This is a genomic window from Nocardia abscessus, from assembly GCF_015477775.1.
GTDB classification, from domain to species: Bacteria; Actinomycetota; Actinomycetes; order Mycobacteriales; family Mycobacteriaceae; genus Nocardia; species Nocardia abscessus_A.
The window spans coordinates 1-24,718 of sequence record NZ_JADLQO010000023.1; the positions used below are offsets into that span (position 1 = coordinate 1).

Annotated in this window: 15 protein-coding genes; 8 read left to right on the forward strand and 7 right to left on the reverse strand. The window is 66.6% G+C overall.

Features of this window, described 5'->3' with window-relative positions; genetic code table 11:
• Positions 1-781: MerR family transcriptional regulator (locus IU450_RS35990; RefSeq protein ID WP_416382937.1), on the forward strand; the 781-nt coding region annotated here is incomplete at its 5' end.
• Between the two features lie 125 nt (positions 782-906).
• Here the strand turns inward: IU450_RS35990 and IU450_RS35995 are convergent.
• Both IU450_RS35995 and IU450_RS36000 read right to left on the reverse strand, forming a co-directional pair.
• A complete protein-coding gene (locus IU450_RS35995) occupies positions 907-1,866 on the reverse strand; it encodes a hypothetical protein (RefSeq protein ID WP_195154183.1) in 960 nt (319 codons plus the stop codon).
• Between the two features lie 11 nt (positions 1,867-1,877).
• Positions 1,878-2,651, reverse strand: coding sequence for a hypothetical protein (locus tag IU450_RS36000; RefSeq protein WP_195154184.1), 774 nt, complete (start codon positions 2,649-2,651; stop codon positions 1,878-1,880).
• A 946-nt stretch (positions 2,652-3,597) separates the two neighbouring features.
• Between IU450_RS36000 and IU450_RS36005 the strand changes: the two genes are divergently transcribed.
• From IU450_RS36005 to IU450_RS36035, 7 genes are all read left to right on the forward strand, one after another.
• Positions 3,598-4,722 (forward strand): hypothetical protein, encoded by a 1,125-nt coding sequence (locus tag IU450_RS36005; protein WP_195154185.1) that lies wholly within the window; start codon positions 3,598-3,600, stop codon positions 4,720-4,722.
• 393 nt (positions 4,723-5,115) lie between these two features.
• Positions 5,116-6,693 (forward strand): hypothetical protein, encoded by a 1,578-nt coding sequence (locus IU450_RS36010; RefSeq protein WP_195154186.1) that lies wholly within the window; start codon positions 5,116-5,118, stop codon positions 6,691-6,693.
• A 291-nt stretch (positions 6,694-6,984) separates the two neighbouring features.
• Complete coding sequence (locus IU450_RS36015) at positions 6,985-7,956, forward strand: hypothetical protein (protein ID WP_195154187.1); 972 nt, start codon at positions 6,985-6,987, stop codon at positions 7,954-7,956.
• 359 nt (positions 7,957-8,315) lie between these two features.
• Positions 8,316-9,053 carry a hypothetical protein gene (locus tag IU450_RS36020; protein WP_195154188.1) on the forward strand — a complete coding sequence of 246 codons (738 nt, stop codon included), beginning with the start codon at positions 8,316-8,318 and terminating at the stop codon, positions 9,051-9,053.
• Between the two features lie 70 nt (positions 9,054-9,123).
• Positions 9,124-10,965 carry a type IV secretory system conjugative DNA transfer family protein gene (locus IU450_RS36025; RefSeq protein WP_195154189.1) on the forward strand — a complete coding sequence of 614 codons (1,842 nt, stop codon included), beginning with the start codon at positions 9,124-9,126 and terminating at the stop codon, positions 10,963-10,965.
• The gene (locus IU450_RS41130) at positions 10,962-11,828 is read left to right on the forward strand and encodes a DUF4913 domain-containing protein (protein WP_195154190.1); all 867 of its coding nucleotides are present in this window, start codon (positions 10,962-10,964) and stop codon (positions 11,826-11,828) included. The genes IU450_RS36025 and IU450_RS41130 overlap by 4 nt, the downstream gene beginning before the upstream one ends.
• 509 nt (positions 11,829-12,337) lie before the next feature.
• Positions 12,338-13,333: a toll/interleukin-1 receptor domain-containing protein gene (locus IU450_RS36035; protein ID WP_195154191.1), complete on the forward strand. Its 996-nt coding sequence runs from the start codon at positions 12,338-12,340 to the stop codon at positions 13,331-13,333.
• Between the two features lie 230 nt (positions 13,334-13,563).
• Here IU450_RS36035 and mobF read toward each other — a convergent pair whose 3' ends face one another.
• The 5 genes from mobF to IU450_RS36060 form a co-directional block, all read right to left on the reverse strand.
• On the reverse strand, positions 13,564-19,698 hold the full coding sequence (gene mobF, locus IU450_RS36040) for a MobF family relaxase (protein WP_195154192.1): 6,135 nt from the start codon (positions 19,696-19,698) through the stop codon (positions 13,564-13,566).
• Positions 19,699-20,290: 592 nt separating this feature from the next.
• Entirely contained in the window at positions 20,291-20,677 is a 387-nt protein-coding gene (locus IU450_RS36045; protein ID WP_195154193.1) for a hypothetical protein, read from the reverse strand.
• An 82-nt stretch (positions 20,678-20,759) separates the two neighbouring features.
• Positions 20,760-22,700, reverse strand: coding sequence for a winged helix-turn-helix transcriptional regulator (locus tag IU450_RS36050; RefSeq protein WP_195154194.1), 1,941 nt, complete (start codon positions 22,698-22,700; stop codon positions 20,760-20,762).
• Positions 22,701-23,187: 487 nt separating this feature from the next.
• Complete coding sequence (locus IU450_RS36055) at positions 23,188-23,568, reverse strand: hypothetical protein (RefSeq protein WP_195154195.1); 381 nt, start codon at positions 23,566-23,568, stop codon at positions 23,188-23,190.
• A 560-nt stretch (positions 23,569-24,128) separates the two neighbouring features.
• Positions 24,129-24,614 (reverse strand): single-stranded DNA-binding protein, encoded by a 486-nt coding sequence (locus IU450_RS36060; RefSeq protein WP_195154196.1) that lies wholly within the window; start codon positions 24,612-24,614, stop codon positions 24,129-24,131.
• Between the last annotated feature and the right edge of the window lie 104 nt (positions 24,615-24,718).

Below are 24,718 nucleotides of genomic sequence, written 5' to 3' on the forward strand. Positions count from 1 at the left end.
GAGACGGAAGCGGATGGACGAGCCGGGAATCGAGCAGGTGTGGAAGGTCGGTGAGCTCGCGACCGAGGCCGGATTGACGGTTCGGACGTTGCATCACTACGACCGGATCGGGTTGGTGCGCCCGGCCTGGCGCACCAATACCGGTCACCGGCTCTACACCGAAGCCGATGTCCAGCGTCTGTATCAGGTTTTGGCATTGCGTCAGCTGGGTCTGGGATTGGGCCAGATCGCAGACGTGCTCGCGGGCACCGTGACAGTGGCGCGGGTGTTGGCCGCGCATCGCGATTGTCTGGCTGCTCAGGTGGTTGCGATGCAGGACCTGCACGCCCTGGTGGCGACGCTGGCGACAACGGCGGAGAACCGGCCCGACATTTCCGCGAATCACTTCCTGGAATTGATCAGGAGGACTGTCATGGTCGACGACACCGTCAAGAGATACTTCACTCAAGAGAATGCCGAGGCTTTCACCACCCTCTACTTCGCGCAGCTCACGGCCCGACAGAGCGCACTGGAACTTTGGTATGCGCAGGATGCGCAACTCACAGTCGGGAACACTGTGTATGTCGGCACGACGGCGATCTTCGAGCAGCTCGTCCGGCTCCCGCAGGCTGGATACAACGTCAACGCGATCGATGTCCAGTCAGGCACCGATGCCTCTACGCTTCTACGGGTGACTGGCAATCTTTTGCTGGACGGTGCTCCAGATGCTCGTCCGTTCGAGACATCTTTCACGCTGAACAGCTCCTCGATGATCGCCGAGCAGACCTTCCAAGGCCTCTAGATCGCGATTGGACGATCCCGCCACAAGCGTGTGTTCTCAGGTCGCGTGCTTCTCGGAGCGGAACCCCCGGTGCGGCTACCGCAGGAACGCGTCGCCGACACCAGGGCCTTCGCGTCGACGCTGGGTCAACGCTGATATGCCTTCACTGCGGCGACGGCGAGGCTGCGGGTTTCGCCGCAGCCGGGCCCACTGACCTTCACCGCCTCGATGCGGTCCTCGGGTGTACCGTCCCAGCCTCGAGTCGGGAACGGCTGACCGGCCCCGACGTAGGCGCGGATGCTGCAATGGCCGCCGGGGCCGCTTTCCTCGACCGAGTCCACGCCGGCCAGCAACAGTTTGCGTGCCTGCGGAGGCACGTACGTCGCTTGAGATTTCGCGACGGTGAACATCGAGATGGCGAACCTGTTGCTGTCGTTGCTGGTGTACTCGCCCAGCCATGCGTCGCATTCGTAGGGTGAGAACGCGCGCAGGTAGAACTCCTGCTTCGCATCGAACGCCGTGTCCAAGGCCGCGCAGGGATCATTGGTAGCGCCTTTGGTTCTCGGCATCCTCGTCGAGTTCACGCGCAACGGGTTGTGCTCGAGCAGCGGAGCTGACGCGGTCACGATCGCCCACAACGGTGCGCACGGGTCGATGCCGATACGTGCGGTAGCTGAATAGTGGAACGCGCGGCGGTTGTTGTACTCCAATGCGATGAAGCACATGTCGTCCATGCGCAGCGTCGCCGCCCGCCGGTTTCCGACCCGGAACTGGTCGCCGCTGAAGTCCGGCAGGACCGACAACGACACACCGACGGTGGTGACACCCTGGGTGAGGGTGGCGTGATCCAGTCGGACCACGCACTCGTCGAGTTCCTGCCCGATTCCGAAGTACAACGGTTGGCCAAGAGCGTTGACAGCCGACTCCTCGAGCATCCCGCAAGGATCGAGCAGGCGCGTCTTGTCGCGCTCGGTGAGGTCGTCGGCCGTGGTTCCGCCAGTGAGGTTATCGCGGTAGCGCATTCCGAGCGGTGTGGCAGCGCCGTCGACTGTCGTCGTACAGCCCGCGAGTGCGAGCACCGCCAGCGCAAGACACATCAGGGGCATCGAGGGGATTCTCATCCGTTGGCTCCGAACAGTTGCAGTGCCGCAGGAGTCACCGCATCGGTGACTCGGCACGGTCCCTGCAGCGTCACCATCGGCTGCCAGCGCGCGGCATTCTTCGTCGACGCTGAGGCCGGGGCTCCTGGGCGGTAGGTGTCGACCACCGGGCCCGCTGGAAACCACACCGAGCAACGCGGCTCGCCGACCGCGGTGTTGCGGTCGATCAGCACCGGTTTACCGCCCGCCTGCGCGGCCACGAACGTGGAGAACGGCTTCATCGCAGTGTCAGCGGAACGCATTGTGAACCCGACACTGAACACGTCGGTGAGGTACTGGCTGCCCCCGGGCTTTCTCAGCTGGAAGCGGCACTCATACGGTTCGGTCTCGGCGTCGAGCTTCTCCACGGTGAGGCCCGCGGGCAGGTGTTGCATCAATTCGCACGGGCCGCGGCGGGTCAACGGCACATCGAGGTGGGCGTTGTTGCGGCGGGGGATCTTGTTGTCGCGGAACGCGTTCACGATGTTGGTGACGGTTTCCTCGACCAACTGGCAGCCCAGAGTGTCCGGGGTGAACCCCGCCGAGCTGACTGTCACATAAGCAACGGTCGGCACTTCGACGATATCGGGCACCGCCGCACCGCCCGCAGCGCGGACCGGGAAACGCATCGGCACCTTGTAGGCGCAGTTGCCATAGGAGTTGCGGACGCTGTCGACGGTGACCGTTTCGCCCGCGATCTGCTTGTTGACCTCACCACCGGTCGGCGGGTAGCTGGCCATGTCGATCGTCACACGCGAGGGGACCTGTTTGCGATTGAACTGCAATAAACCGACCTCGCAGGTACTGATCCTCGAGTCCGGTCCCAGCGTGGAGATCTGTCCGTAACCAGCGGATATCCTCTCCTGATCGAAGAAGCCGCACGGATCCACCGACCGGATCTGCTCTGCGAGGTCGAGCTTCTGGCGATCTCCCGCCGGAACCCTCACCCCGAAAGTCGGGGAAGCATCCGCCGGTTTCGGACCCGGTGTTCCAGCAACCTGTTGCGAACAAGCTGTCACAGCCAGCGCCAAAACTACTGGCACGCAACGCCACACAAATTTCATCCCGCCTCTTCCTCAACCGAGCCACGACACAGCCGGGCACGCAACCACAACACGTTCAGACCCCGCGGGCCAGTGGGTGAACTGCGCGACCGTGCCCCATGAACGGTGAGTTACACCCTCCGGTGTCGTCCGCCCCAGGCGAGCACGCTCGCCGCTTCCCCGCACCGGACATCCTGTCACAACACACCCGCTTGCCCCCGCGCCGACGCAACACCATCGGACGGCATTTTCGAACACGAGCCAGACTGCGGGGGATAACGGCGGATCTGCAACCCTTGCCTGCACCGCAGGTCGTCGCCGATATCGTGCCCGTTTCCACCGCAGACCACGGCCGCGTCTGGTCACGTCGAATTCTAGTGATGCAACTGAGCATTAATGCAGAGCGCATCGCGTGAGCCGCTGGTCTCGCGGACGCCGGTCGATGTGTCATAGAAGCGAGCCCCTCGTGATTCCACTATCCAGTGCGGGGTTCGCATCGGGAACACATTCGCCACCCCAGTCCCCTGCGGGTGTGTTCCCGAGATAGACGCGCACCGAATCCCTAAGGAGACGCTGTGGTGACCGCGAACCTGTCACCGAACGCGAATGGACATCTGATTCGCGCGCCGCGCGGCGGCCAAACCTGGCGGTCACGTTGAGTGAACCTGTCGACGAGATCAGCCGCTCATTCGGCGGAATCATCAACGGCGTCCATTTCGCCCAGAGGGTCGCCGACCTCGTGCGTGGGTTGAACGCCGATGCCCGCTCCGCGCTGGAAAGCCAGTTACGGATTATGCGAGATTCTCAACTTCACGCAGCGAGGATGGGCAGCATCGCTGCCGAAGACGGTCGCAGTCAGGAACGTCACGAGATCGGGATGCGCCAGCGGCAACGTGAGATCGACATCGCGGATGAGGATGTTGTACGCCGCAATCTCGACAGCGCCCAGCGGAATGAGCGCGAGGAACGCGAAACCGCGGCCAGGGTCGGCAGCACACACGTGCAGAACCAGTTGCGAGTCGCCGAGTTCGGCCTGAAGTACAGCGACAGTGCCGCAGAGAACGCTCGCCGCGAAAGAGCGACGAAAGCTCAGATCGATGCCTCCAAGGCGCGAGAAGACGCCGCGCACGCTGAAACGCAGATCAAGCGGGAAGACCAGAGCAGACGTAAGCAGCGAGAAAACAACGCGGAGGAACGAGAACGCCAGTTACACGGCAAGAAGATCGAAGCCTACGACCAGCGTGAAACCCGGGCAGACGAACTGCACGAACTGCAAAAAGCGTCTATCCAGCAGCAAATGGACCTCCGCGCCCGCGCCGCAGAACTCACTCAGGACTTGGCCGGCCACCAGCAGCGTTCCGACAAAGTGATGGCCGACGCGGGCCGGTTCGCTGCCGCAGTGAGCAACGCCGATCACGCCGCCGCCGATGCCTTCGGCGAGCGCTTCCGCGGCGACACCGGTCTCGATCCCAGCGAATTCGACACCGCACTGCCCGATCTGAGTGATTTCGGTGCGGATTCTGTCGAGGCCCTGATGAACATGCTCGAGGACGCGCAAGCCCCTGACGCGAACCCGGTCACCGTTGCCGCAGCCCGATACCTGACGAACCTGCTCGCCGCCGACGCAAACCCCGAATCCGGCACCGGAGCGCCGATCGGCGACGCCGTCGCAGCAGCGAACGCCGTCGCAGACCCAGCGGCGCAGGCGGATGTCGATGCCGGTCACGCTCATCAGACCAGCCCACCGGAGAGGGCCGCCGCCAGCGAGGTGGGGCCATGACAGACCGCATCTCTCCGAGCGCGACGCACGCGGCTGCCGCACCGCCGGGGGGTAGCGCGCCACCGCCGCGGACAACGTGCTGGTGGCTCCCGCGTCCCGGCGGATGCTGGGCAGGGGGCATCGGCTCAATCAGACGAATGAGGATGCTCGATGATCGATAACGTCGATGAGCGCAGGCGCCCCACATTGATCGGTCCGCCGGCTGCGGGGCAGCACCAGCGTCTGGGGTATCTGCTGGCGGTCGTAGCGCTGCACCGCGCCCGGGTTGTGTCTGCCCGGCCCCGCGAGTCCCAGGGCAGTGAGACAGGCCGCCGCGACCGCTTGGGTGACAGCGTCGAGCACCGGCTGGGCGGCGTCGACCTCGCTGGGTCACCGGAGACTCTCGCTGCCGCGTTGACCGATGCGCTGCTGTCGAGCGAGCACTCCGCGCTCGCTCGACAGCAGCTGGCACGGCTGGTGGCGCACTACCGCCGCACCTACGGGTTGCTGATCGACGCCGAGGCAGCCACAGTCACCGTCGACCCCGGCTTCGACGCCTTGGGCGCTCAACAGCACCGCGAAGCCATCCTGCATGCGCGAAAGGCTCGGTTGGCCAAGCACGCCACGGCCACGCTCATCGCCGCGGCGGGATTACCTGGCGAAAACCAGGCACGGGCCTTGCGGGCGGTGTCGGACCTTCGCGGCGGCGAGGCCAGCGGGCGGCTGGATGCCGCGCTCGCCACGGCAGGCGTCGGCGAAGTAGATCGCCGCAGGGTGGTGTTCGTGCGGGCCTATCTGCTCGGCGACACCGTAGGGGTGGATCTGCTGACCGACGCACCGGTGATGGTCGATGCCCGCGCGGAATTGACCGGGATGCTGCGGCGGGAAATGGAAGAAGCCCGCCACGCGCGCGGCAGCGACTTCCTTGGCCCCGGAGCGGATGTGATTGGCCCCTGGTTCGAGGCAGCTACGCTGTCGTTGTCGGAGCCGGACAGGCGATTCGCCCGCCAACTGCAAATGGCGGTGACCCACGGGTCCCGGACGCCGGAGCTTCCTTGGCCGCGCCAAGCCCACCGCGCGGAACTCGAAGAACTGGTGTGGAGCTACACCGCAGCGACGCGCGATGTCCACCAAGCCGCCGAGCGCCTGGCGGTCGACCCCGACGCATTCACCGACCGTGTCCTCGACCAGGTCCATCGCCTTCTTTCGGAGCTGCACACCACTCGCACCGCGATCGTCGAGCAGATCGATCGCGGCGAAGGACTGCTGGGCATCGAACGCCTCCGCGTGCGGCAGATTCTCGATCAGTTCACCACCGGAGCTGCGGAAATGCCGGCGTTGCTGTTTGTCAGTGAACGGCACAAGCAAATCCGCGACATGACCCGGTACTCCGACCAGGTACACGACCTGGCCAACCGCGCCGAAAGAGCGATCCAACAGGTCCTCGACCAGGCAGGGATCGCAGTCATGCCAATGGATCCCGCCGCGGAAGTCGCGGGCGCGATCAGCGACATCGTCTGCACGTCGGTGCAAAAACACATCTACGACCTCGCAGAAGGACACGAGGCCTATGACGAGGACAGACGCGGCCGAATCAGTTTCACCGCCGCAGCGCACACACTCGACCGAGCATTGTCCGACGCCGGGATCGCTCCACAGCAGCGCACGCAACTGCGCTGCACCCTCGATGACCTCAACGCTTCAGCCGAAGCGTTGAGCGCGCCGCTTCGTCAGCGCCGCCAGGCCTGGCACGACCGCGTCACCGACTTGACCGGGGCTGCCGAACCGGACCCGCTGGCGCACACGACCGACCCGCTCATGCGCGCACTGTTCATCGAGACAACACCGCCCACGCAATTTTCGTCGGACGCGGGGACCGCTATCGACGCCGTTTTCCCGCCCGGGATCCAGCGCAGCACCGCACTGAACCCGGCCGACAGCCAAACCCCCGCACCGGCCGTGGCCGAGAGGGGAGCCTCAGCCCACCTCTAGACCCGCAACGACCCAGGTGGTCGAGACAAGCAGCACACAGGGAGCTCATCTGTCGAGGGCGCCCGCGTACAAGCACGCCTCCCCACAGCCCACACAGAACCGAACAGCACCGAACTCGCCGATCACGCGTCCGGAAAGAGACACCCAGATGAACATGCCGCAGCCACGGAACCTCGATGTTCGGCGCCTGGCCCTCGCGACCTCTCTTGCCGACGCGCGACTCGGGGCGGAGACCACTACAGCGTGGATCGCGGCGGTGTGATTGTGAGTGGCGCAGGGGCGGAGCAGGCGATGAGTCGACCGCCCTCGACGGTGCGAGCCGGAGACATCCCCGTCGAGCAGGCAGCGCTGCTGCGCACGATCCAGCAGCTGGCCGCCCGCACCGCCCGCCTGCGCCAACGCATGCTCAGCGCGGACATGGACGTCACGAAATTCAGCGAAATGCTCACGCACATCGAGGGATTCACCCAGCAACGCAAGCATGCCGAAGCCAGTGCCGACCGCATCGGCATACCCGCCCAATGGATCAAACGCGCCCAAGAGTTCGGCCTGGCGGGCCAGGAATGGAGCGACGAGCAACGGTTCCCCAAGCCGGCCCGGCCGCGGGGCCGCCGAGTAAGAAGCCGCCTCATCCAGGACACCCGCCAGTTGACCGATATGGCCGTCATCGCCGCCGTGCGCACCCATCGCCTCACCATCGCGGGCATCGAACGGGAGCCAGCCCCCACGGCAGCACGCCAGTTCCGCGCCAATATGCGGGCTGTGTGGGCATGTACCTCCGGCGCTGCGGATGCGCTCCGTCTGACGCGTCAGGAACCTGGCAGTCCATGGGAAATCACCGACGCCGAGTTGCGGGATCTTGTCGGCCGCTACGCCGACCTCCCGCTCGCAAGCCTCGATGAGGCGTGGCGCCGCTACGCCGCGCCGCATATCGCCGAGAAAGCCCACAACTCGCTCACGGAGTTACGCCGAACCTTGCACACCGCGGCCAAGCCCTCCTCTGCGGTCGAGTGGGAGGAACCGCCGAGACCGGATGCGCTGATCACGCGGGCGCAGGACGCCTTGCACACGCTGCTGCGTGACCGCCTGTTCGACGAGCCTCCGCGCACCCGCCGAGCGCGTGGCGTCGTCGCGCCGGTCGGGTCCGCGATCACCGACATCATGCCCGCGAAAGGCAACTTCCGCTGGTACGCCGCACCCCACCTCAACAATCCACCTGCCTCGCCAGCCGAACCCCAACGCGATCTCGGAGTCGACCGATGAACCGCAGATCACACGAATGCCCCCGCCTGCCATAGAACGAGTCGAGGAAAATCAATGTGCATCCGACCACCGAGCCGAGCACTGGCCCACTCACCTCAGCGTGACGGCGATCTCGCCCACAGCCGGGCAGTGTCGCCCGAACCAACAGTGAGCACCGCGAGTCCGACCTCTTTCCGATTTACTCGGCGTTCGGCCACCGAGAGCGCCTGCGGCACAACAGCTGCCTGGCGACTGGGCGGCACTGCAGCCCGAGGCTTCGCAGCGCATCGATGGTTCTCGACATCGCCGCGAGCAGTCGCGACAACCGCTGCTTTCGACCCAGCCGATACCCCGAGTTGGATTCGCGAGGTTGCCGAGAAATGACCAACCCGTATACATCGTCAGCATCCGGTGTCGATCGCTTCGCGCAGTATCGGCTCGTGCCGAGCGCTGTGCAGGAAGCGCCGATCGAACACGACTACTCAGCAGACTCCGCGCGAGACGAAACGTACGCCAAACATCTGCGGGGACTGCAGAATTTGGCAGCCCAAGCCCAGGAAGCACGTACCTTCGCGGACGCGGCACAAGCACAGCACGCCGGCCCGCCGTCCACACCGCTGGCAGCGGCGCTGGAAAGGGCACTGCGAGCAGCCACCCGCGATGCGACCGCTGACGGCGTGGCGGCCGAGGGGATCGAACGCGCTATCGCTCTGGGCCGCACCGGAGTGCACTGGCACCAGCAGCCTGCCGATCCAGCACTGGGCCGCTTCGAAAAGATGCGCGCCGCGCTCGCCGCCAGCGAAACCGAAATAGACGCGATGCGAGCACAACTCGACCGCGTGCCCGAATTCGTCGCCGATGCCTGGAGGCGCACGGTAGCCGAAGACCTGGCGCATCGGTCTGCGACCAGCGGGCCCGAACTCCAGCCGTCCCGCGCGACAGGCATCGACGCGACCCAGGCAGCCGAGCACGGCTCATCCCACACGCAAAGCCCGATCGGCAGTGCGATCACCGACGCGATGCTCGACGGCCGCGGCCCAGCGGCCTGGACCAATGAGTCCTCACCCCCCGACCGGGGCAGCGGCAGCGGGATCAGTAGCCAGGGAGCAGAACTATGAGCCGCAGATTGCCGCACGCGGGCGCGCATCGATCTGCGCAACGCCCTCGCCTGCGGGGAAGGCGGCGGCGATGAGCCCGACCCGGGAATCGCGGCGGCGCACCACCGCGGGCATGGGAGAAGAACTCAGCGCATTGCTGTTATTGCTGGCAGTCGTCGCGGTCGGTGTGCTGCTGTGGGGCGCTTTGAGTTTGGGCAGTGCCGCGGCGGGGTTGCCGATCCGGTGGAACCCGACAGCGGCGCTGCTGGAGGTGGCCGTCGGTGACCGCGCGTGGCCGTGGCAGTCGACAGTGATCGCTGTCGGGTTCGGGCTCGCGGTCGCGGGCGCGGCGACCTTGTGGATGCTGCGGCGCCGGGATGACCGGTTGGAGATCGACTCCGCCGCGCGCACGATGCAGCGACCCAGGCAGTTGAGCCTCGCCACGCTGCGCGCGAACGCCGAAGCCGCGCAACGTCTGCTCAAGGCCGCACCGCCAGAGGTGCAGGCATGTCCGGGTCCGCCGCTGGGGTTCACTGTCGCCGGTGATCTCGCCCTGCATGTCCCGGCGGAAATGTGTGTGTTCATCGAGGCCGGTGCTCGCACCGGTAAAACCATGGCCTGGGCGATTCCGGCCATGATGTCGGCGTGGGGGCCGGTGCTGGCCACGTCCAACCGGCCAGACCTCTACCGTCACACCGTTCTGGGCCGCCGCCGGCGCGGACGAGAATGGCTGCTGGATCCTCAAGGGGTCACCGGCAGTGTGCAGGTCGGGTTCTGGGTGAACCTGCTGCGGCAGGTGACGAGTTTGGCGGCCGCCCGCAAGCTCGCGTCGTTCTTCGTCTCGGCGTCCAAGGAGAAGGACGCCCGGGTCGATAGCTATTTCGATGGCGGCGCGCAAGACCTGCTGGCGTGCTATCTGCTGGCCGCGGCATGCGCCGGTGGCGACTTGTTGCATGTCGCCGAATGGCTCGGCCACGACCAGGACGCCACCCCGGCGCTGATCCTGAAGAAGATGCGCAAACTGCGTCCCGCGCAGCGGATCCTGGAATATCAAGCGCTGTATTCCCGCCAGCGTGACGGCCTGTTCGACATGGCCCGCAGATTCTTGAACGTCCTGTCCGATGAGGTGTACGCGCAGATGGTGTGCCCGCCGATCCGGCGCACCATCACCGTCCACGAGCGCGGCGAGAACGACATCGACATCGAACTCGGGCTCGACGAGCACGGGCCGTGTCACGACCTGCCCGAATTCGACCCCCGTGAGTTCGTCACCAGCAACGACACCCTGTACGCGTTGAGTATCGAAGGCCCCGATTCCGCGGCGCCGTTGACCGCTGCGCTGGTCGGGCAACTACTCGAATCGGCGTTCACCGCCGCGCGTGCCCGCGCCGACGGAAGGTTGGCGGTGCCGCTGCTGGCCGTGCTCGACGAAGCCGCCAACTGCTGCCCCATCTCGCTGCTACCCAGCTACTACACGTATGCGGGCGGGCACGGTGTCATCCTCATGACATTCCTGCAGGTGCTCGAACAAGGCAAAGACCTGTGGGGCGAAAACGGGTTGAAAACCATGCGAGCCCAGGCGATCGAGGTCTACGGCGGCGGGATCAGCGACACCGAATTCCTCCAGCAACTGTCTACCGTCACCGACGAGCACGACGTCGCCGACCGCTCCCACAGCGTCGGACCCGGCGGCTCCAACCGCACCCTGACGTGGCGGGCCGAACCGATTCTCAATGTCGCCGCGTTGGCGGCCCTGCCCAAGCAGCGGGCATTGGTGCGACTGCCCGGCCACCGCCCGATCCTGGTCCGCAAACCCTGGTGGCAGGAGAGTGAACACGCCGCGTCGATCACTGCCTCCCTGGCCATGTTCGACGAAACAGCGAAGCAGACAGTCGCTTCCGATCCTGTCATCGACGACGAGGACGAGCTGTGACCGGCAAGAAACGCAACGCCGCACCCGCACCGCCACCGCCGCAGCGATTTCCGGATTTCGTGACCTTCGCCGAATCCTGGCTGCTGCCGTTGCAGAGCGTGCGGCTGGGCGAAGCCAACCGCGAAGGCACCTACACCTGGTGCACGAAATGGTGGAGCCACCGCGCGGTCGCCGTCCGCATCGCCCACCTGCACTCGGCGTTCGAAACCTTCCGCGCCCGCGAGGACGCCGCCGCGGTCAGCACGTATCTGCTCGGGCACGTCGACCGGCACTTCCAGATCATCTTCGACGCCGCCAACGGGCCCCTGCATCGCTGCACCCGCGCCAAACACGTCGCGCTGCCGTCACTGCCGTTCGACCCGGTCCCGCCGAGCTGGTTCGGTCCTGCGGTCGCCGCCGCGCCGACCAGCGGCGACACAGACGACGACCCGCCGCCCCTGCGGTTTCCCACCTTCGTGGATTTCACCGAACAATGGCTGTTGCCGGTGACCTCGGTGCGGCTGATCGGCCAAGGCCGCGAAGGCATGTTCACCTGGTGCCGACAGTGGTGGCGACACCGAACCGTCGCAGTACGATTCGCTGCGTTGCACGCGATCTTCGAAGCCGCGCGCCGCAGCGAGGACCGCAGCCAGATGAGCAGCCTGTTCGTAGGCCACATCGACCCACACATGAGGGTCATCCTCGACGCCGCCAACGGGCCACTGCACCGCTGCACACCTGAGCATCACACCGACAGCCCCGGACTGCCCTTCGCGGACGTCCCGGACGACTGGTTCAGTCCACTTCCCGGTTCCATCGTGGCGGTCGAGGACGCGGGTTTCGGACCAGATTTTCGCAGCCTCAGAGACTTCCGCATCTCCTGACGGGCCCACCGACAACTCGAAAGCGACGCTCTCCAGCCCAGCCCAGCCCAGCCCAGCTCTGCCCAGCACTGCCGCCACACCTCATCCTGCTGCCCCGCAGACAACCCGTAATCCCGCACCGACCCCTCCGCGAGCCATGATCATCCACACGGATGCATGACCAGTGGGAGCCGAGGAACGTTCGCGAGTCACGCAGCGACACAATGGTTCCCGGCAGTCCAACTCTGCAGCTTGCACCGTCTACGCCGATGTCAACACCTGTCGTAGTAGTCCGGAACTAACCTGCCAGTAGCGCCTCCGTGGGCCTTCTACGCTACCTTCGAGGCGGTAGTTCCGGTGACCTCTCAGCTGCGGCGAACCGAGTATCGCTGTTGCGGAATCCCCCTCAGGCATCTTGCGTAGGAGGCAACTGACCCGCGGTCGATGTTGTCACTGGCGATGGCGGTAGCGGAAGCGGTCGCCGAAGCCCGATCGGTTCGGATGCCGCGGTATGGCACACAGGAAGGGCAATGATGTCTGTGCAACACAGTGACATCCTCGCCGCCGGAGTCGATCGGTGGAATCAGTGGCGTCAGAACAATCCGACCATGCTGCCGGATCTACGGGGTGCGAACTTGCGCGGCTCGGTACTGACTGGAGCTCAGCTTTCCGATGCCGTGCTGATCGGTGCCGATCTGTCCGACACCGACCTGTGCGGTGCTTACCTGTCACGTGCCGACCTCCGTGGTGCGTTACTGACTCGCGCGGATCTCAGGGACGCCGATCTCAGAGGTGCCGTACTCACGGACGTCATCGCGGGGCCTGGGAACGCCATGGTCGATATCACGGACGCGGACTTCACCGGGGCCAATTTCGGGTGGACGGTCATAGGAGACGTCTATTTGAACAGGATGATCGGAGTGGGTCGGATACGCCACAGCGGGCCTTCCTACATATCGACCTCCACGCTGGAATTCACAACTACCGAACTGTTTCCGCATGGTATGACGAGGACGGATGTCGAGGCATTCCTGCTGGGCGCCGGAGTGCTGTTGGATGCCTTCAAACGCTTCGGGGAAAGTTCTCTGTCCCATCCGTTCCACTCGGCTTTCATCTCCTATAGCCACTCCGACAAAGAGTTCGCGAAACGTATGCACACGACACTGGAGTCGAACGGCATCAGATGCTGGCTAGACGAGAAAAACATGAAGCCAGGTGAGCGGATACTGGACGCGGTAGACACCGCGATCAGCTCGCACGATCGCCTGATCCTATGCTGTTCGGAAACGTCGTTGCAGAGCTGGTGGGTGCACGATGAGATCCGAAAGGTCATCGAGATCGAGCGCCGAGCCAGCACTGACCTGAAAATCATTCCGCTGCTTCTCGATAACTACCTGATCGAAAAGTGGACCGATGGCCTGGCCTCCGATCTGCGCTCGCGACTCGCTGTCGACTTCCGCGGCTGGCGCAACCCTCGCCAATGGGCTACCGCAATCGAGAAGCTTTTGCTGGCGCTGACACGTTGACACAAATCGCGCAACAATTGTGCCTCCATTGCCTACACGTTGGCTCTGGGCTGCCCCGTCGAATTGCGGCTCGGACCGATCACACAGGCACCTGAGGCCATCGGCCGCCTGTGTAGCGCGCTGAAGCGCTACCGAGGTTGTGCGGTGCACTGCTGCTGTTGATAGCGCTGGCTAAGGCTCAGTGTGGCCGCACCGCGCCGGTCCGCCTCACAGCGGGCAGCAACCCCACCTCACAACCCCAGGTCATCCGTCGGAGCGGAGATGGCTGGTCCGTTGATGTGCTCAGGGGGGTCGAGGGCTGCCAGCTCCGGCGCACGGTGGGCAGCGGGGCGGGGTGCCTGTCCGCTCTCATGCCGAGCTTGCGGAAGGGTCGCGCGGCGGCGCTGTTCGGCGCGCAGCTGCTCGAGTTGCCGGTGAAGGTGCTTGTGGTCAGCAGACGTGGCAGCCTCGGACGCAGTGGCAGATGGTGGGGGGATCTTTCCGGGGTGAGCGAGGATCTCGTCCCAGCGATCGGATGGTCCGGCAAGCAGCTCGGCGTCGCGGTGGGCGTCCTGTGCAGTGCGTTTCGCGGCGGCCACTGCCTGGATCAGCTGCTGTTTGGTCTGGCTGAAGGCTGTGAGAGCTGTCTGCAGGGCTTGGACGTCGCTTTTGGCGGCGACGAGTTGTGTGCGGGTGGCTGCGACCTTGCGGCTGATGCTGTGCAGTTGCTTGCCTAGTTCGTCTACTGTCGCGGCGGCAGAACGTGCGTGGGCGATCGCGTCGGCGGCCGCGACACCCTGTGTGCGGACCACGCTGGGGTCGCTGATTGCCGGCGAGGCGGGAAGGGTCTCGGCAGCGTTCATGCTCGTGGTCAACGCGATTTTGCGGCGGGTCTGCTCGATGTGCTCGCTCAGCTGCGCGTCGCTGAGGTCGCGCACTGATTCGGAGGCACGGGCGAGGTCTGCTTGGTCTTTGAGTCCGTGCTCGAGTACCCAGGCGCGGATGCGGTGGCGGTTGGCCAGACCGACGCGGCGCCAGTCTCGGTGCAGGAACGCCAACGCCTCCTGCGCTGGCCTGGTAGATGCGATGTGCGCGCAGCGCGCCTCGAGGTACTGGTCGGGGTTGTGGTCGGGTATGCCCGCTACGCCGTGGTCGCGGCAATCGCGGCACAATCCGTCGTCGCGTTCGGTGTCGCCGGTGCCGGGATCGAAGGCCGGTCGGTCGATGTGGGGGCGTTCGAATCCGCAGCCCACGCATGGCAGATCGCGGAGCGGTTCGAGTAGCGCGTTCAGGTGCTCATCCCGGCCAGGGTTGTCGTCGCGGTGGCGGGTGCGGCCCGTGCCGGTGTGCTTATCGAGCGGGTCGGGTTCATCGCGCTTGTGCAGTGTGGGTCGCCGGACCGGGCGGTCGTCGTCGCTGTCGATGAGCCGGGCGGTGCCTTCCGGTAGGTGTTCGTCGTGGCGGGTTCGGTCGTCGGGGTTGGGTTGGATGATGTAGTCGAGGTAGCGGGTGGTGTGGTCGTAGACGAGGTCCGGTTCCCCGCGTTGGTTGTCGGTGGGAACTTTGCGGGTGGGGTCGATCCAGCGGCGGCTGTCGCGGGGTGCCTGGTCGCGGCGGTAGCGGGGTTGGCGGGTGTCGTTCTCCCGCTGGAAAATTCCGGCGTCTGTGTCGGGGATGCAGGCGCGGATGAGGTCGGCGCGGTCGGGGAAGAGTGTGGCGGCGTGTTCGAGGCGTGCGCGGGCGACGGGGAAGGCGTAGCGGCGCAGAGTTTCCTGGACCCGGTGGAGGGTGTCGCGTTCCAGTGGACTGGCGGCGTCGGTGATACGGGCGATGGCCTCGGCCGCCGACGTGTGGTGACCGGCCTTGGCCAGTGCTGCGGCGGCGCGGATCTGCGCGGCGAGCGGAACAGCCTCGGAGTCCGTTTCCGCCGCGGCCCCCTCTGGCGGGTGCACGGCGGGGTCGGTCGCCGGCTGGGGTGGTGTGTCGTCGACCATGGTTGCCTCCGGGGGCGCGGACAGGGTTGCGGCGATGTGATCGGGGACCGGGGGAGTGTCGGGTTCTGTGGCGGGGTGGTCGTCGAAGTCGGAGGGTTCCGCCGGTGGCGGGTCGGGGTAGGTGGGGACGGCGCGGGTGATGGCGTCGATGCGCCAGGCCAGTGCGGTGGCAAACTGGTCGGGCCGAAGCCGGTCGCTGTCGTGGTCGCCGCGGCCGCCGACGAGCAGTTCGCTGGCGACTTCGAGTAGTTCGCGTGGTGTCCAGGCGGTGTCGGCGGCGCGGTCGATAGCGGCGACGACCCTGGGCCACGCCGGGTCGGCCAGCACCCTCTCGGCGGCGTCCTCTCCGAGGACCGCCCGCAGTTCCGGTGTCCACGCGGGCGTCAGATGTGCCCGCGTGCTGGGGGTGTCCAAGGCGCTGGGGCCCAGCGTGAGGCGTGACCACAGCACCGCGGCGGGCATCTCATCGGGCAGCGGCCGCAGGGCGGCGGCGGTAGCCAGTAGGGCGGGGACGTCGATGCCGGCGCGGTCGGCGGTGTCGAGTCGTTCGGCGAGGACTGGCCAGAACGGGTCGTCGGTGACGCCGACGGCGATGCGTTCGGCGACCGGGGACCATTTGTTTGCCGCGAGGTTGACATCGCCGATCGCCTCGGACGCGCGGGCGGTGAGCAGTTCGTGGTGGTGTCGTTCGGCGGCGACGAACCGGGCCGGTCCGGCAGGGCGCCGATCGAGATCATCGACATGCGCGCCCGCCCGCCACACCGCGAGATCACCGATCAGCCCAGGATCGGCGCCGAGCAGCGGACGCGCCCACAGTGGTGCGCTGGCCGGGGTGAAACGGGCAGCTGCCGTGCGGATCTGCCCGGCGAGTTCGGTGATGATGCGGGCGCGGGCGGCCAGGAACCCCCCGACGTCGGGGTCGCTGCGCAGCGGCTGCGGGATGCCGGGGACCCAGGGCAGCGGGCCCGGGGGTGCGGAGTGGGCGCCGGAGGTGTCCAGCCGCCAATCCAGCACCGCGGCGACATCATCGGCGGAGCCGAGTTCGCGGGCTTTGATCGCGGCCGCGAGTTCGGCGATGGCGTCGCGGCCGGCCAGCAGCAGCCGAGCCAGATGCTGACGCAACACGACATAGCCGCGGCTGCGGGTCAAGCCCGGCCACAACGCCTCGGCGTCGCGGTCGATGCGCGCCAACACTGTCGCGCCCAGAACGTGGTCGATCGCGACGGACAGGGCGTCGAGGTAGATGTCGGTGGCGCGCCCGAGCCGCCGCCACGGGTCGAGCGCGTCTCGCAGTTCGCTGTGGGCGGATGTATCGGTGTCGGCGCGACCGAGGATGCGCGTGAGGATCTCCAAGCCGGTGCGCGGCAAGACCGCTTCTTCGGTCCAAAAGGAGGGTTCGTCGCCGTCGACGGTGGTGGTGAGATACAGGTGGTTGCCCGCGCGGCCGCGGGTGACCGCCACATACAACTGGGGGCGGGTCTCGTGGCCGGTCAGCGCGGTGTGGCAGGTATCGGCGGTGATGCCCTGGGCGGAGCCGATGGTGGCGGCGTAACCCAGCCGCACGTGCGCGGCGACGTAATCGCCGGGCAACCACACCCTCGCGCCGAGCTGCCGGTGCTCGAGCAACTGCTGCGCGCTCAACGACCCGTCCGCATGTACGGCGGTGACGATCCACCGGTAGCCGTTACGCACGTAGTCGTCGCCGCCGACGCTCAAGCGGGGGTTGTTGAGTCCGGTGCGGATCGTGTCACCCACCGACGCATGCAGGGTGTCGGCCAATTCCACCTGCCCGCCCGCAAGTTGGGTAGAGGTGGTGAGGCGGTGCTCGCGGGCGAGCCTGTTCAGCTCGGTCACCGTCGTGTGGGTGGCGGCGAGCATGACGCTGTCGCGTCCGGCGGTTTGGTCGGCCAGCCAGCCGGTGAACGCGGCGTCGGCGACGGCGGCGGGGCTGCCGACATGGATGCGGCCGTGGTCGAGGTAGTAGGCCAGACCGGCCGGGTCACCCTCACGCAGCAGCAGGCTGGCCTCGCCTTCGGCGTCGTCGACGAAACGCACGATGTGGGTGAGGGTTTGGGTGCGGGGACCGGCGGCGTGGATCATGTCCTGCACCGCGCCACCGGCGTCGATCGCGGGCAGCTGCTCGGTGTCACCCACCAACCGGACCGTCGCTCGGCGGGAGCGCAGGAACATCAACAGCCGCAGCCGCGCGGCATCCGCGATCTGCACGTGCTCATCGACGATGACCAGCGTGCGGTCGTCGATATCCAGAACCCACTGCGGCAGCGGCGGTGGCAGCCGGTCGGGTTCGAACAGAAATCGCTCCCGAGTCGGTGTGTGACGCGCCAGGACGTGCAGGAGTTTGTCGACCGTCTCCACCCGCACCCGGATATCTCCGGCGAGGACAGCGGCCGCCCGAGCGGTCGGTGCCAGACCCAGTACTGTGCCGCCGCTGGCCAGCCAGGCGTCGGTGAGGACCCGCATCGCGGTGGTCTTGCCCGAACCCGCGGGCGCGTTGGCCATCTGCACCCCCGCACCCGAGGTCGCGAACGCGCGGACCGTCGCCAGCTGCCCCTCGTTCAACCGCCGCTCCCGATTGCCGGGATCCGCGCTGAACGCCGCGATCGCCGCATCCACCACCGAGGCGGGAACCGCGCGGCCGTCGCGTTGTTGGGCCATTTCGATCAGATCCGCTTCGCCGGCAAGGACCTTCGGTGCGGTGTAGAGCTGGGCGTCGGCGGTGTTGTAGACCGAGTGGCCGTCCGGTCGGCGGAACAACACCGGCACCGCCGCGAGTTCGGGATGGGCGGCCACGTCCGGGTCGCCGCGCGCGACCGACCGCGTCGGCGCGAGCGCCTGTTCCTCGATCGCGGCACCGACACGCGCCCACTGCGCCAACGGCACCACCCCGCGTATCACCCGTTCGACTTCGGCGCGCACATGCGCGCGCCGCCACACCGACCGCTGCGCCGACACCGTCGCGATCACCCGGTCCGTGCACCGGGCGATCCACGCGGCGTCGATCACCGGTCGCACCGGCGCACCCGGATGCAACGCGGCCGCGATCATCGCCGCCAAACCCGCCTGCCCGCCGAGCACCGCGAGGGCTTGGCGCCGCCACGCGGCGCGTTGCTCGGCCAGCGACCGCGCTGGTGGTTTGGGTCCGCGGGTGTCGAGGATGGCGCGCTGCACCAGCTGATACATCTCCACCGGCAGCGGTTCGCGCCCGTAGGTCGCCTGGTGTGCGACGGTCAGCTCACCCAGCCGCGCGGTGATCGCCGCATCACGCCGTGACCAGTACTCGTTCAACGCCGGGTCCACACCCACGATCTCCCGGATCGGGCGCTTACCAGGATCCAGACCCGCCCGCTCGGCGAACCGCAACCCCAGCAGCCGCTCCAGATACATCTCCAGGCGCGTGTTGTAGATCTCCGACGCGGTGACCGCCGCGCGGTAGAACACCGCGCCATCCAGCGCCCGCCACTGCCCATCCGCGGCCCGCACCTTGTTGGGACACACCACATGCGTGTGCAGATCCGGATCACCGGCACGCGATTCGCGGTGATCGAACATCGCGGCGATCAGCCCGTCGACCTCGACCTGGCGGACCCCGTTGCGGCCGACCCGGGTGTAGGTGGCGTGCTGCTCGAGATAGCGCATCGCATCAGCGACCGCGAGATGGTGGGCCTGCTCGATCAGTTTCGCCACATCGCGGGGCGCGACTCCCCACAACGTCGACACCGACTTCACCGGCGAGAACGTCCAGTCGAAACCCGCTACCGCTGTGGTGTGCTGACGAGAGTTCCGTGTCACCCACCCCGACAACTCCCGGTCATCCAAAGGGGGGCGGGCGAAGCGCTCGATGAACATCTTCCGCGCCACACCAGTGCGGATCGCGGCCCGCTGCTCCTCAGGGATCGGCGCGTAACGATGTAGTCCGCGCGCGGTGTTGTAGTCGTTGAACGCGACCGCGCACCGTTTGCGGTATTCGCTGGCGCCGTTGTAGATGCGGAACGGCGCACCCAACCTCGACGCCTGCGACGCCGCCCGCTTCGCGTCCTTGCGTTTCGCGCCCCGGCCGATCTCCTCGGCGATCACGACAGCTTCGATGGCCTCGGCCTGGGGGTGGCGACCCAACCCCAGCAGGGCTTTCATCTGCGGCTCGGTCACCACATCCCCGGCCAGCACCGCCGAGCCTTCCACCGGCATGCCCCGGTAATGGACCGCCAACCCCGTCAGCCCCGCACCGAACCATCGCCCCGGCGATTCACCGTGCGCGGAGTAATAGTCCGCCAAGCTCGAGCGGCCACGCTCGGTCGCATCATGCGCGGCGACATGGCGCAGGTAGTACTGGTAGCCGTCGCCAGCGCTGATCTTGGCGAGGGTGACGGTCACCCCTCCATGACAGAACCCACTATGCTCTGTCGGCCAGCCGTTTTAGTGATGCAAACGGCATTAACGCATGCCAGCAGCACATCGCCGTTATGAAAAAGTTATCCGGGATGCAAGAGGTATGACGGGCGAAAAGAGGAAAAAGAGGAGTGGGGAGCGGGCAGGGGCGTGGAAGAGAAAGGCGGATCCTAGAAAATCAGGTGAAAGGTAGATGAGAGCAGCGCCGTGTTTGAACGGAGATTCCGAGGTGCCTGGGCTGGAAGCAGGCAGGTGTATGGCAGCGCGAAGCGGTCGATGCTCCGCGCTGCCGACCGCTCTCGGCCGCGGCCGGGCTGGCACGCGGCCGAGAGCGGTCGAGCGGACCGCCGCAACGTGTGCCGTAGTGGCGTGCTCCGCGAACCGAAGCACGCCTTGACCGCAGGGCAGCGGTGGTCGAGGTAGCTGGTTAAGCTGCGGTGTTCGCGCGGCGCGGGTGATCGCCTGTGGGGCTGGCGGGTGACGCAGGAACCGATCTGCATACGGGTCTCGGGTGTGAAGTGAGTGGCCCGGGCTTGGGGTAAGAGCCAGGCTGTGGCTCTTACCCCGCAGCTGGCTCCTAGGCGGGAGCCGGAATGCGAGTCCATCCACGTGAGTCGCAGCGGTAGTAGCGGTTCTGGATGCCTACGCGGTCCTCGACAGACAGCGATCGAAGCCGCTTGTCTCGATATCGTCGAGCGATGCCGGTGGTCCCGATGTTGAACAGTTCGAATTGCCGTTCGAGGATGGTGTCGTCAGGTGTGCCGTGGGTGACGCCTGTGTCGTAGTAGCTGAACACCAACTCGACGAAGTCTCGGGGTGGGAGGCCGCGTACATCTTTGATGTTGTCGTAGTGGTAGATCCGTATCAGTATCGGGCGGACCAGGACAGCAACGGCATCACCGAAAGTGTGGAAGATGCCGAGCAATGTAGTGAAGGTGTGGCGGATGAGGGATTTGGGCGACATGCCTGGCTCCTGGGTGTAGTGACACAGATGGCTGGGCCGCCACGGTGGATGTGGCGGCCCAGCCGGTATGCGGTGAAAGGGGTCAGGCGGCGCGGCGTGATGGGCGCTTCGTGGGCGTCACGATGCCGAGTTCGACCCGGCAGGAGGTGCAGTAGCCGTCGTGGTGGACAGCGGTGTCGCGGACGCAGCCGGTGCAACGGTCGCGTCGCTGCCCCTTTCCGATCACCGGCCCGCGCTGACGGCTGGATCGAATCGTGCGTGGGCGGACAGGTTCGGCGGCGTCATGCTGCGACGCTGAGGTGTTCGGAATCTCGGGGTGAGCCTGCATGAACGCCTGGATCGCCTCAGCGGTGCGGCTGCCTTTGCCGGATCGCCGCCACTGGTCGCGAAGAAGCGTCCTGGCCAGCGTGGGGTATTCACGGGCGAGGAACGCGCAGTGGGCGGTGACGGTGTCGGTGTAGGTGAACGCATCGGGCAGCGGCAGGATGCCTGGGCGTCCGTCGGCGCGGCAGTATTCGCACAGGCCGTCGTCGCTGCGCTGTCGGTCGGAACTGTGCCGGTCGAGGCTGGAGCGTTCGATGAAGCACCACACACACCGCCAGCCGGTGACTGGTGGGTTCGCGGCGTTGTCGTGATCGACTTCGAAGCCGTCACCGCGGTGTTCGGGGGCGTCGCGATAGTCGGTGCTGATCCAGATCCCGGTCCGGATGCTGGCGCGACGCGTCGAGTCCTCGTCGACAGACAGCAGTGGACGAGCGTCGTAGTGGCTGTCACTGAGCTGTGTCGAGATCTCGTGCACCAGCTCAGGGCTGATCTGGCCGCGGTCGGCTGCGCGCGCCTCGGGGAGCTCGGCGTGGTAGCCATCGGTGTGGACGGCGTCGGTCGAGCGTGTGTACCGGGTGCTCTGCCGTCGGTAGGCGTCGGCGATGACGGCGGTGGTGTTCTCGACACGGGCCGGGCCAGCCTTAGGCCGCTGGGGGCGCGGGTCGTCATGGAGTGCGGCGTAGACCAGCTGCTCGGCGACGTAGTCCAGATACACGCGATCCCAGGCCTCGGCGACGACATCGGAGGGCAGAGCGCGGCTGCGGCGGATGCGCCAGCTGGGGTCGGCGGCGCGCTGTTCAGCACGCACGACAGCCTCGGCGGTAGCGGCGATCCGGAACGGGCGCACGAACTCGCGGCCAGCGCGGATCGCGGCTTCGTCCCGCGGGATCGCCACCTCGAAGATGAGCGCGTTCTCGCGAGCGGTGTTACGTGAGCGGCGGGCCCTGTCGAGGTTGGCCTGCCAATCGGAGAACAGGTGCCGCCGGAAGTACTCGGTCACGATCGGTGGCTCGACGGGTCGGCGGATATGTGCCGCATGGACCGCGACACCGTGGCCGGTGAGCGAGTATTCGTCCGGATACGTCGGGCGGTGGATGATCCCGTCGCGTTCGAGTTCGCCCAGCCGCACGCTGAGGGCCTCGGCGACGGTCTTCGGCAGGACTCGGAGCAGGTCGTACACCTGGCGGGTGCCGTGCGTGTCGAATTCACGCATGATCAAGTGCCAGGCATGACGGCGAGCGCGGTCGGCGATCGCGGCGGGGGCGTGGACTCGGCGGTCGGTCTCAGGCGTCGGGCGTGCGCTCAGCAGCGGCGGGCGGAAGGCGTGCCGCAGCGAGGGCCGCGGCATCTCCGCGACGTCGAGGCCGGTGTGGAAGATCGGTCCGATGTCTTTGATGTAAAGGCCGGGATCGGTAGTGGGGGTGCAGCTACCGATGCGCTGTTCGTGCTCGGGATGAGCCTTGCCATAACGCTGGAGCGCTTTGCGTGCCTCGTCGAAGGGCACGCGGCTCAAGCAGCGTGCGAGCACGTTGAGGACATGGCGGTCCTCGGGCAGCGCGAACGCCAAGGCGTGTGTCACGTGTGCGAGTGCCACTTCGCGACGTCCGGGCAGCAGCCAGTCGATTTCTGCGAGCGCTGCCAGGAAAAGGTTCTCCTGGGGCGGGTCGAGCAGCAGATTGCGGTTCATGAGAGTGCTCACGTGGTGTGGTCCTGTCTACGTGATCAGATGGCGAGATCACCCCGCCGGAAGTGGCCGCTCCCGAAGGGATGTTCGGCTGGTCGGGTGACCAGCCCGAGGGCGTGAAGCCAGGTGGGAGGACGACGCGCGGGAGGGAACGCGCCGTGAGGGCGGCAGCGAATTTCCTGCGCTGATTCGTCATCGCATGTTCCGGCCAGCGCGGCGCGCCCGGGGAAATTCGCTGACGACCGGGCGCGGGCCCGGACGCGCGGCGGCCTCCCACCTGGTAGCCCTCGGATCGGGCTGGTCGCACGACCAGACGGGCATCCCGCGCACCCCGCCCACCTCCCACCGCACCCCCGCCCCGACCACCGCTTCCGGCCGGGACCAGACCGCACGGGCAGCGCAGCGACAACGGAGGTAGGCGGGCGGCGAGGAAGGCAGCTGTCGGTGCGTGTCGGCGGGGCACATGCACAATCGCGGCGACGACACCGGCGGTTGGAGCGTGTCAGATCAGCTTTGCCCTGATCGCGTAGCGGGCGATGGCCGCCGACCGCATCGCGTGGGCAAGTGGCAGTGCTGTTGTGCCGGTAAGGCCGAAGGTGGTTGCGATGTGCGCGGCGACCAGGGTCCGCAGTCGCGAAAATTCCCTGCCGGACAGTTGTGCCACGACGGCCGCCGCGCGTTGCGCGGTGTCCAGAGTGGCGAAACGCACGGGCCGATGTTCGCGCCCCTTATCGTGCACGTACAGAAGGCACTGGCCGTCGTCCTCGCAACGGATAACGGCGAACAGCCGAGTTTCGCGACGTACCGGCCGGAAACCGAGAGACCAGTCCACCGGGAACCGGGCTTCGAATCGATGGGGACTGGCTTGGGTGAAAGTCAGCATGAGGCGTACCTTCCGGTGAGATGTGCTGTCGGATAACGAGCAATGCCGAACGGGCTCCGTGACTGTGAAGACAACCGTCGATGCCGATTTCGACGTGAGAAGTCGCGATGTCCGCGCTGCGGTGCATCGCAGCCAGCTTGTCGGCAGTGGCGTATGTGGCTGCGCCGCAATGCCGTAGGCCGGAATGTGTGCGGTGTACCGAAGGCAAGGTCGCGTGAGGGGCGAAAGGCGTAGCCACCGGCCGGGCTGGTCGGTGGGATGTCGGCGGGTTCGCAGTCGCGAGAAGATCCGGATGGACAGCTGTGCGGCGCCGGGCGCTGCGCGAGTTGGGCGGTGCGCACAGCAGGACGCGAAGCAACCGAAATGCAATGTGCCCGGCATCAGGCCGGGCACATTGGGTCGAGCAGAAGTCCGTAGACTTACCGCCGAGGCGGTTCCCGGCCAGGACTGCCGACATCACCGTCTTCGACAGGACCGAAGAAGACGGTGATGGCAGTCAGTGTATCGGCTCGAGCGCCCACCCCGCACGCAAGCAGCGCGACGGCAGCGGTTTCGCATGACTAGAATCCGGGGTCGCCCGCGGCGTCACTGGCCCACGGGTCGTCGTGCGCGCCGACACCGACCAGCGCGCTGGCGCGCTCATTGTTGGCAGGCGCGCTGCCTGCGCCGAATCCGCCAGCGCGGGAGGTCTTGGTGACCTTCGCAGTGGCGTAGCGTAGCGACGGGCCGACCTCGTCGACTTCGAGCTCGACGACCGTGCGCTTTTCGCCCTCACGGGTCTCATAAGAGCGCTGTTTGAGCCGACCGCTGACGATCACCCTCGACCCGCGTGTCAGCGACTCGGCGATGTTCTCGGCGGTCTCTCGCCAGACGTTGCAACGGAGAAATAACGCCTCTCCGTCCTTCCATTCCTGAGTGTTGCGGTCGAAAACCCGAGGGGTTGAGGCGACGGTGAAATTAGCGACCGCTTGCCCACCAGGGGTAAACCTGAGTTCGGGATCAGCTGTGAGATTTCCGATAACAGTCATGACCGTATCGCCGGGCATCATCTACTCCTTCGCGCTAAAGATACTGTGGGCGAGCGTGTTGCGCACAATTCCGGCTCGGGATCTGAGCAGACGGGCGCGGTGGACTGCCGCCTCGGCACCGG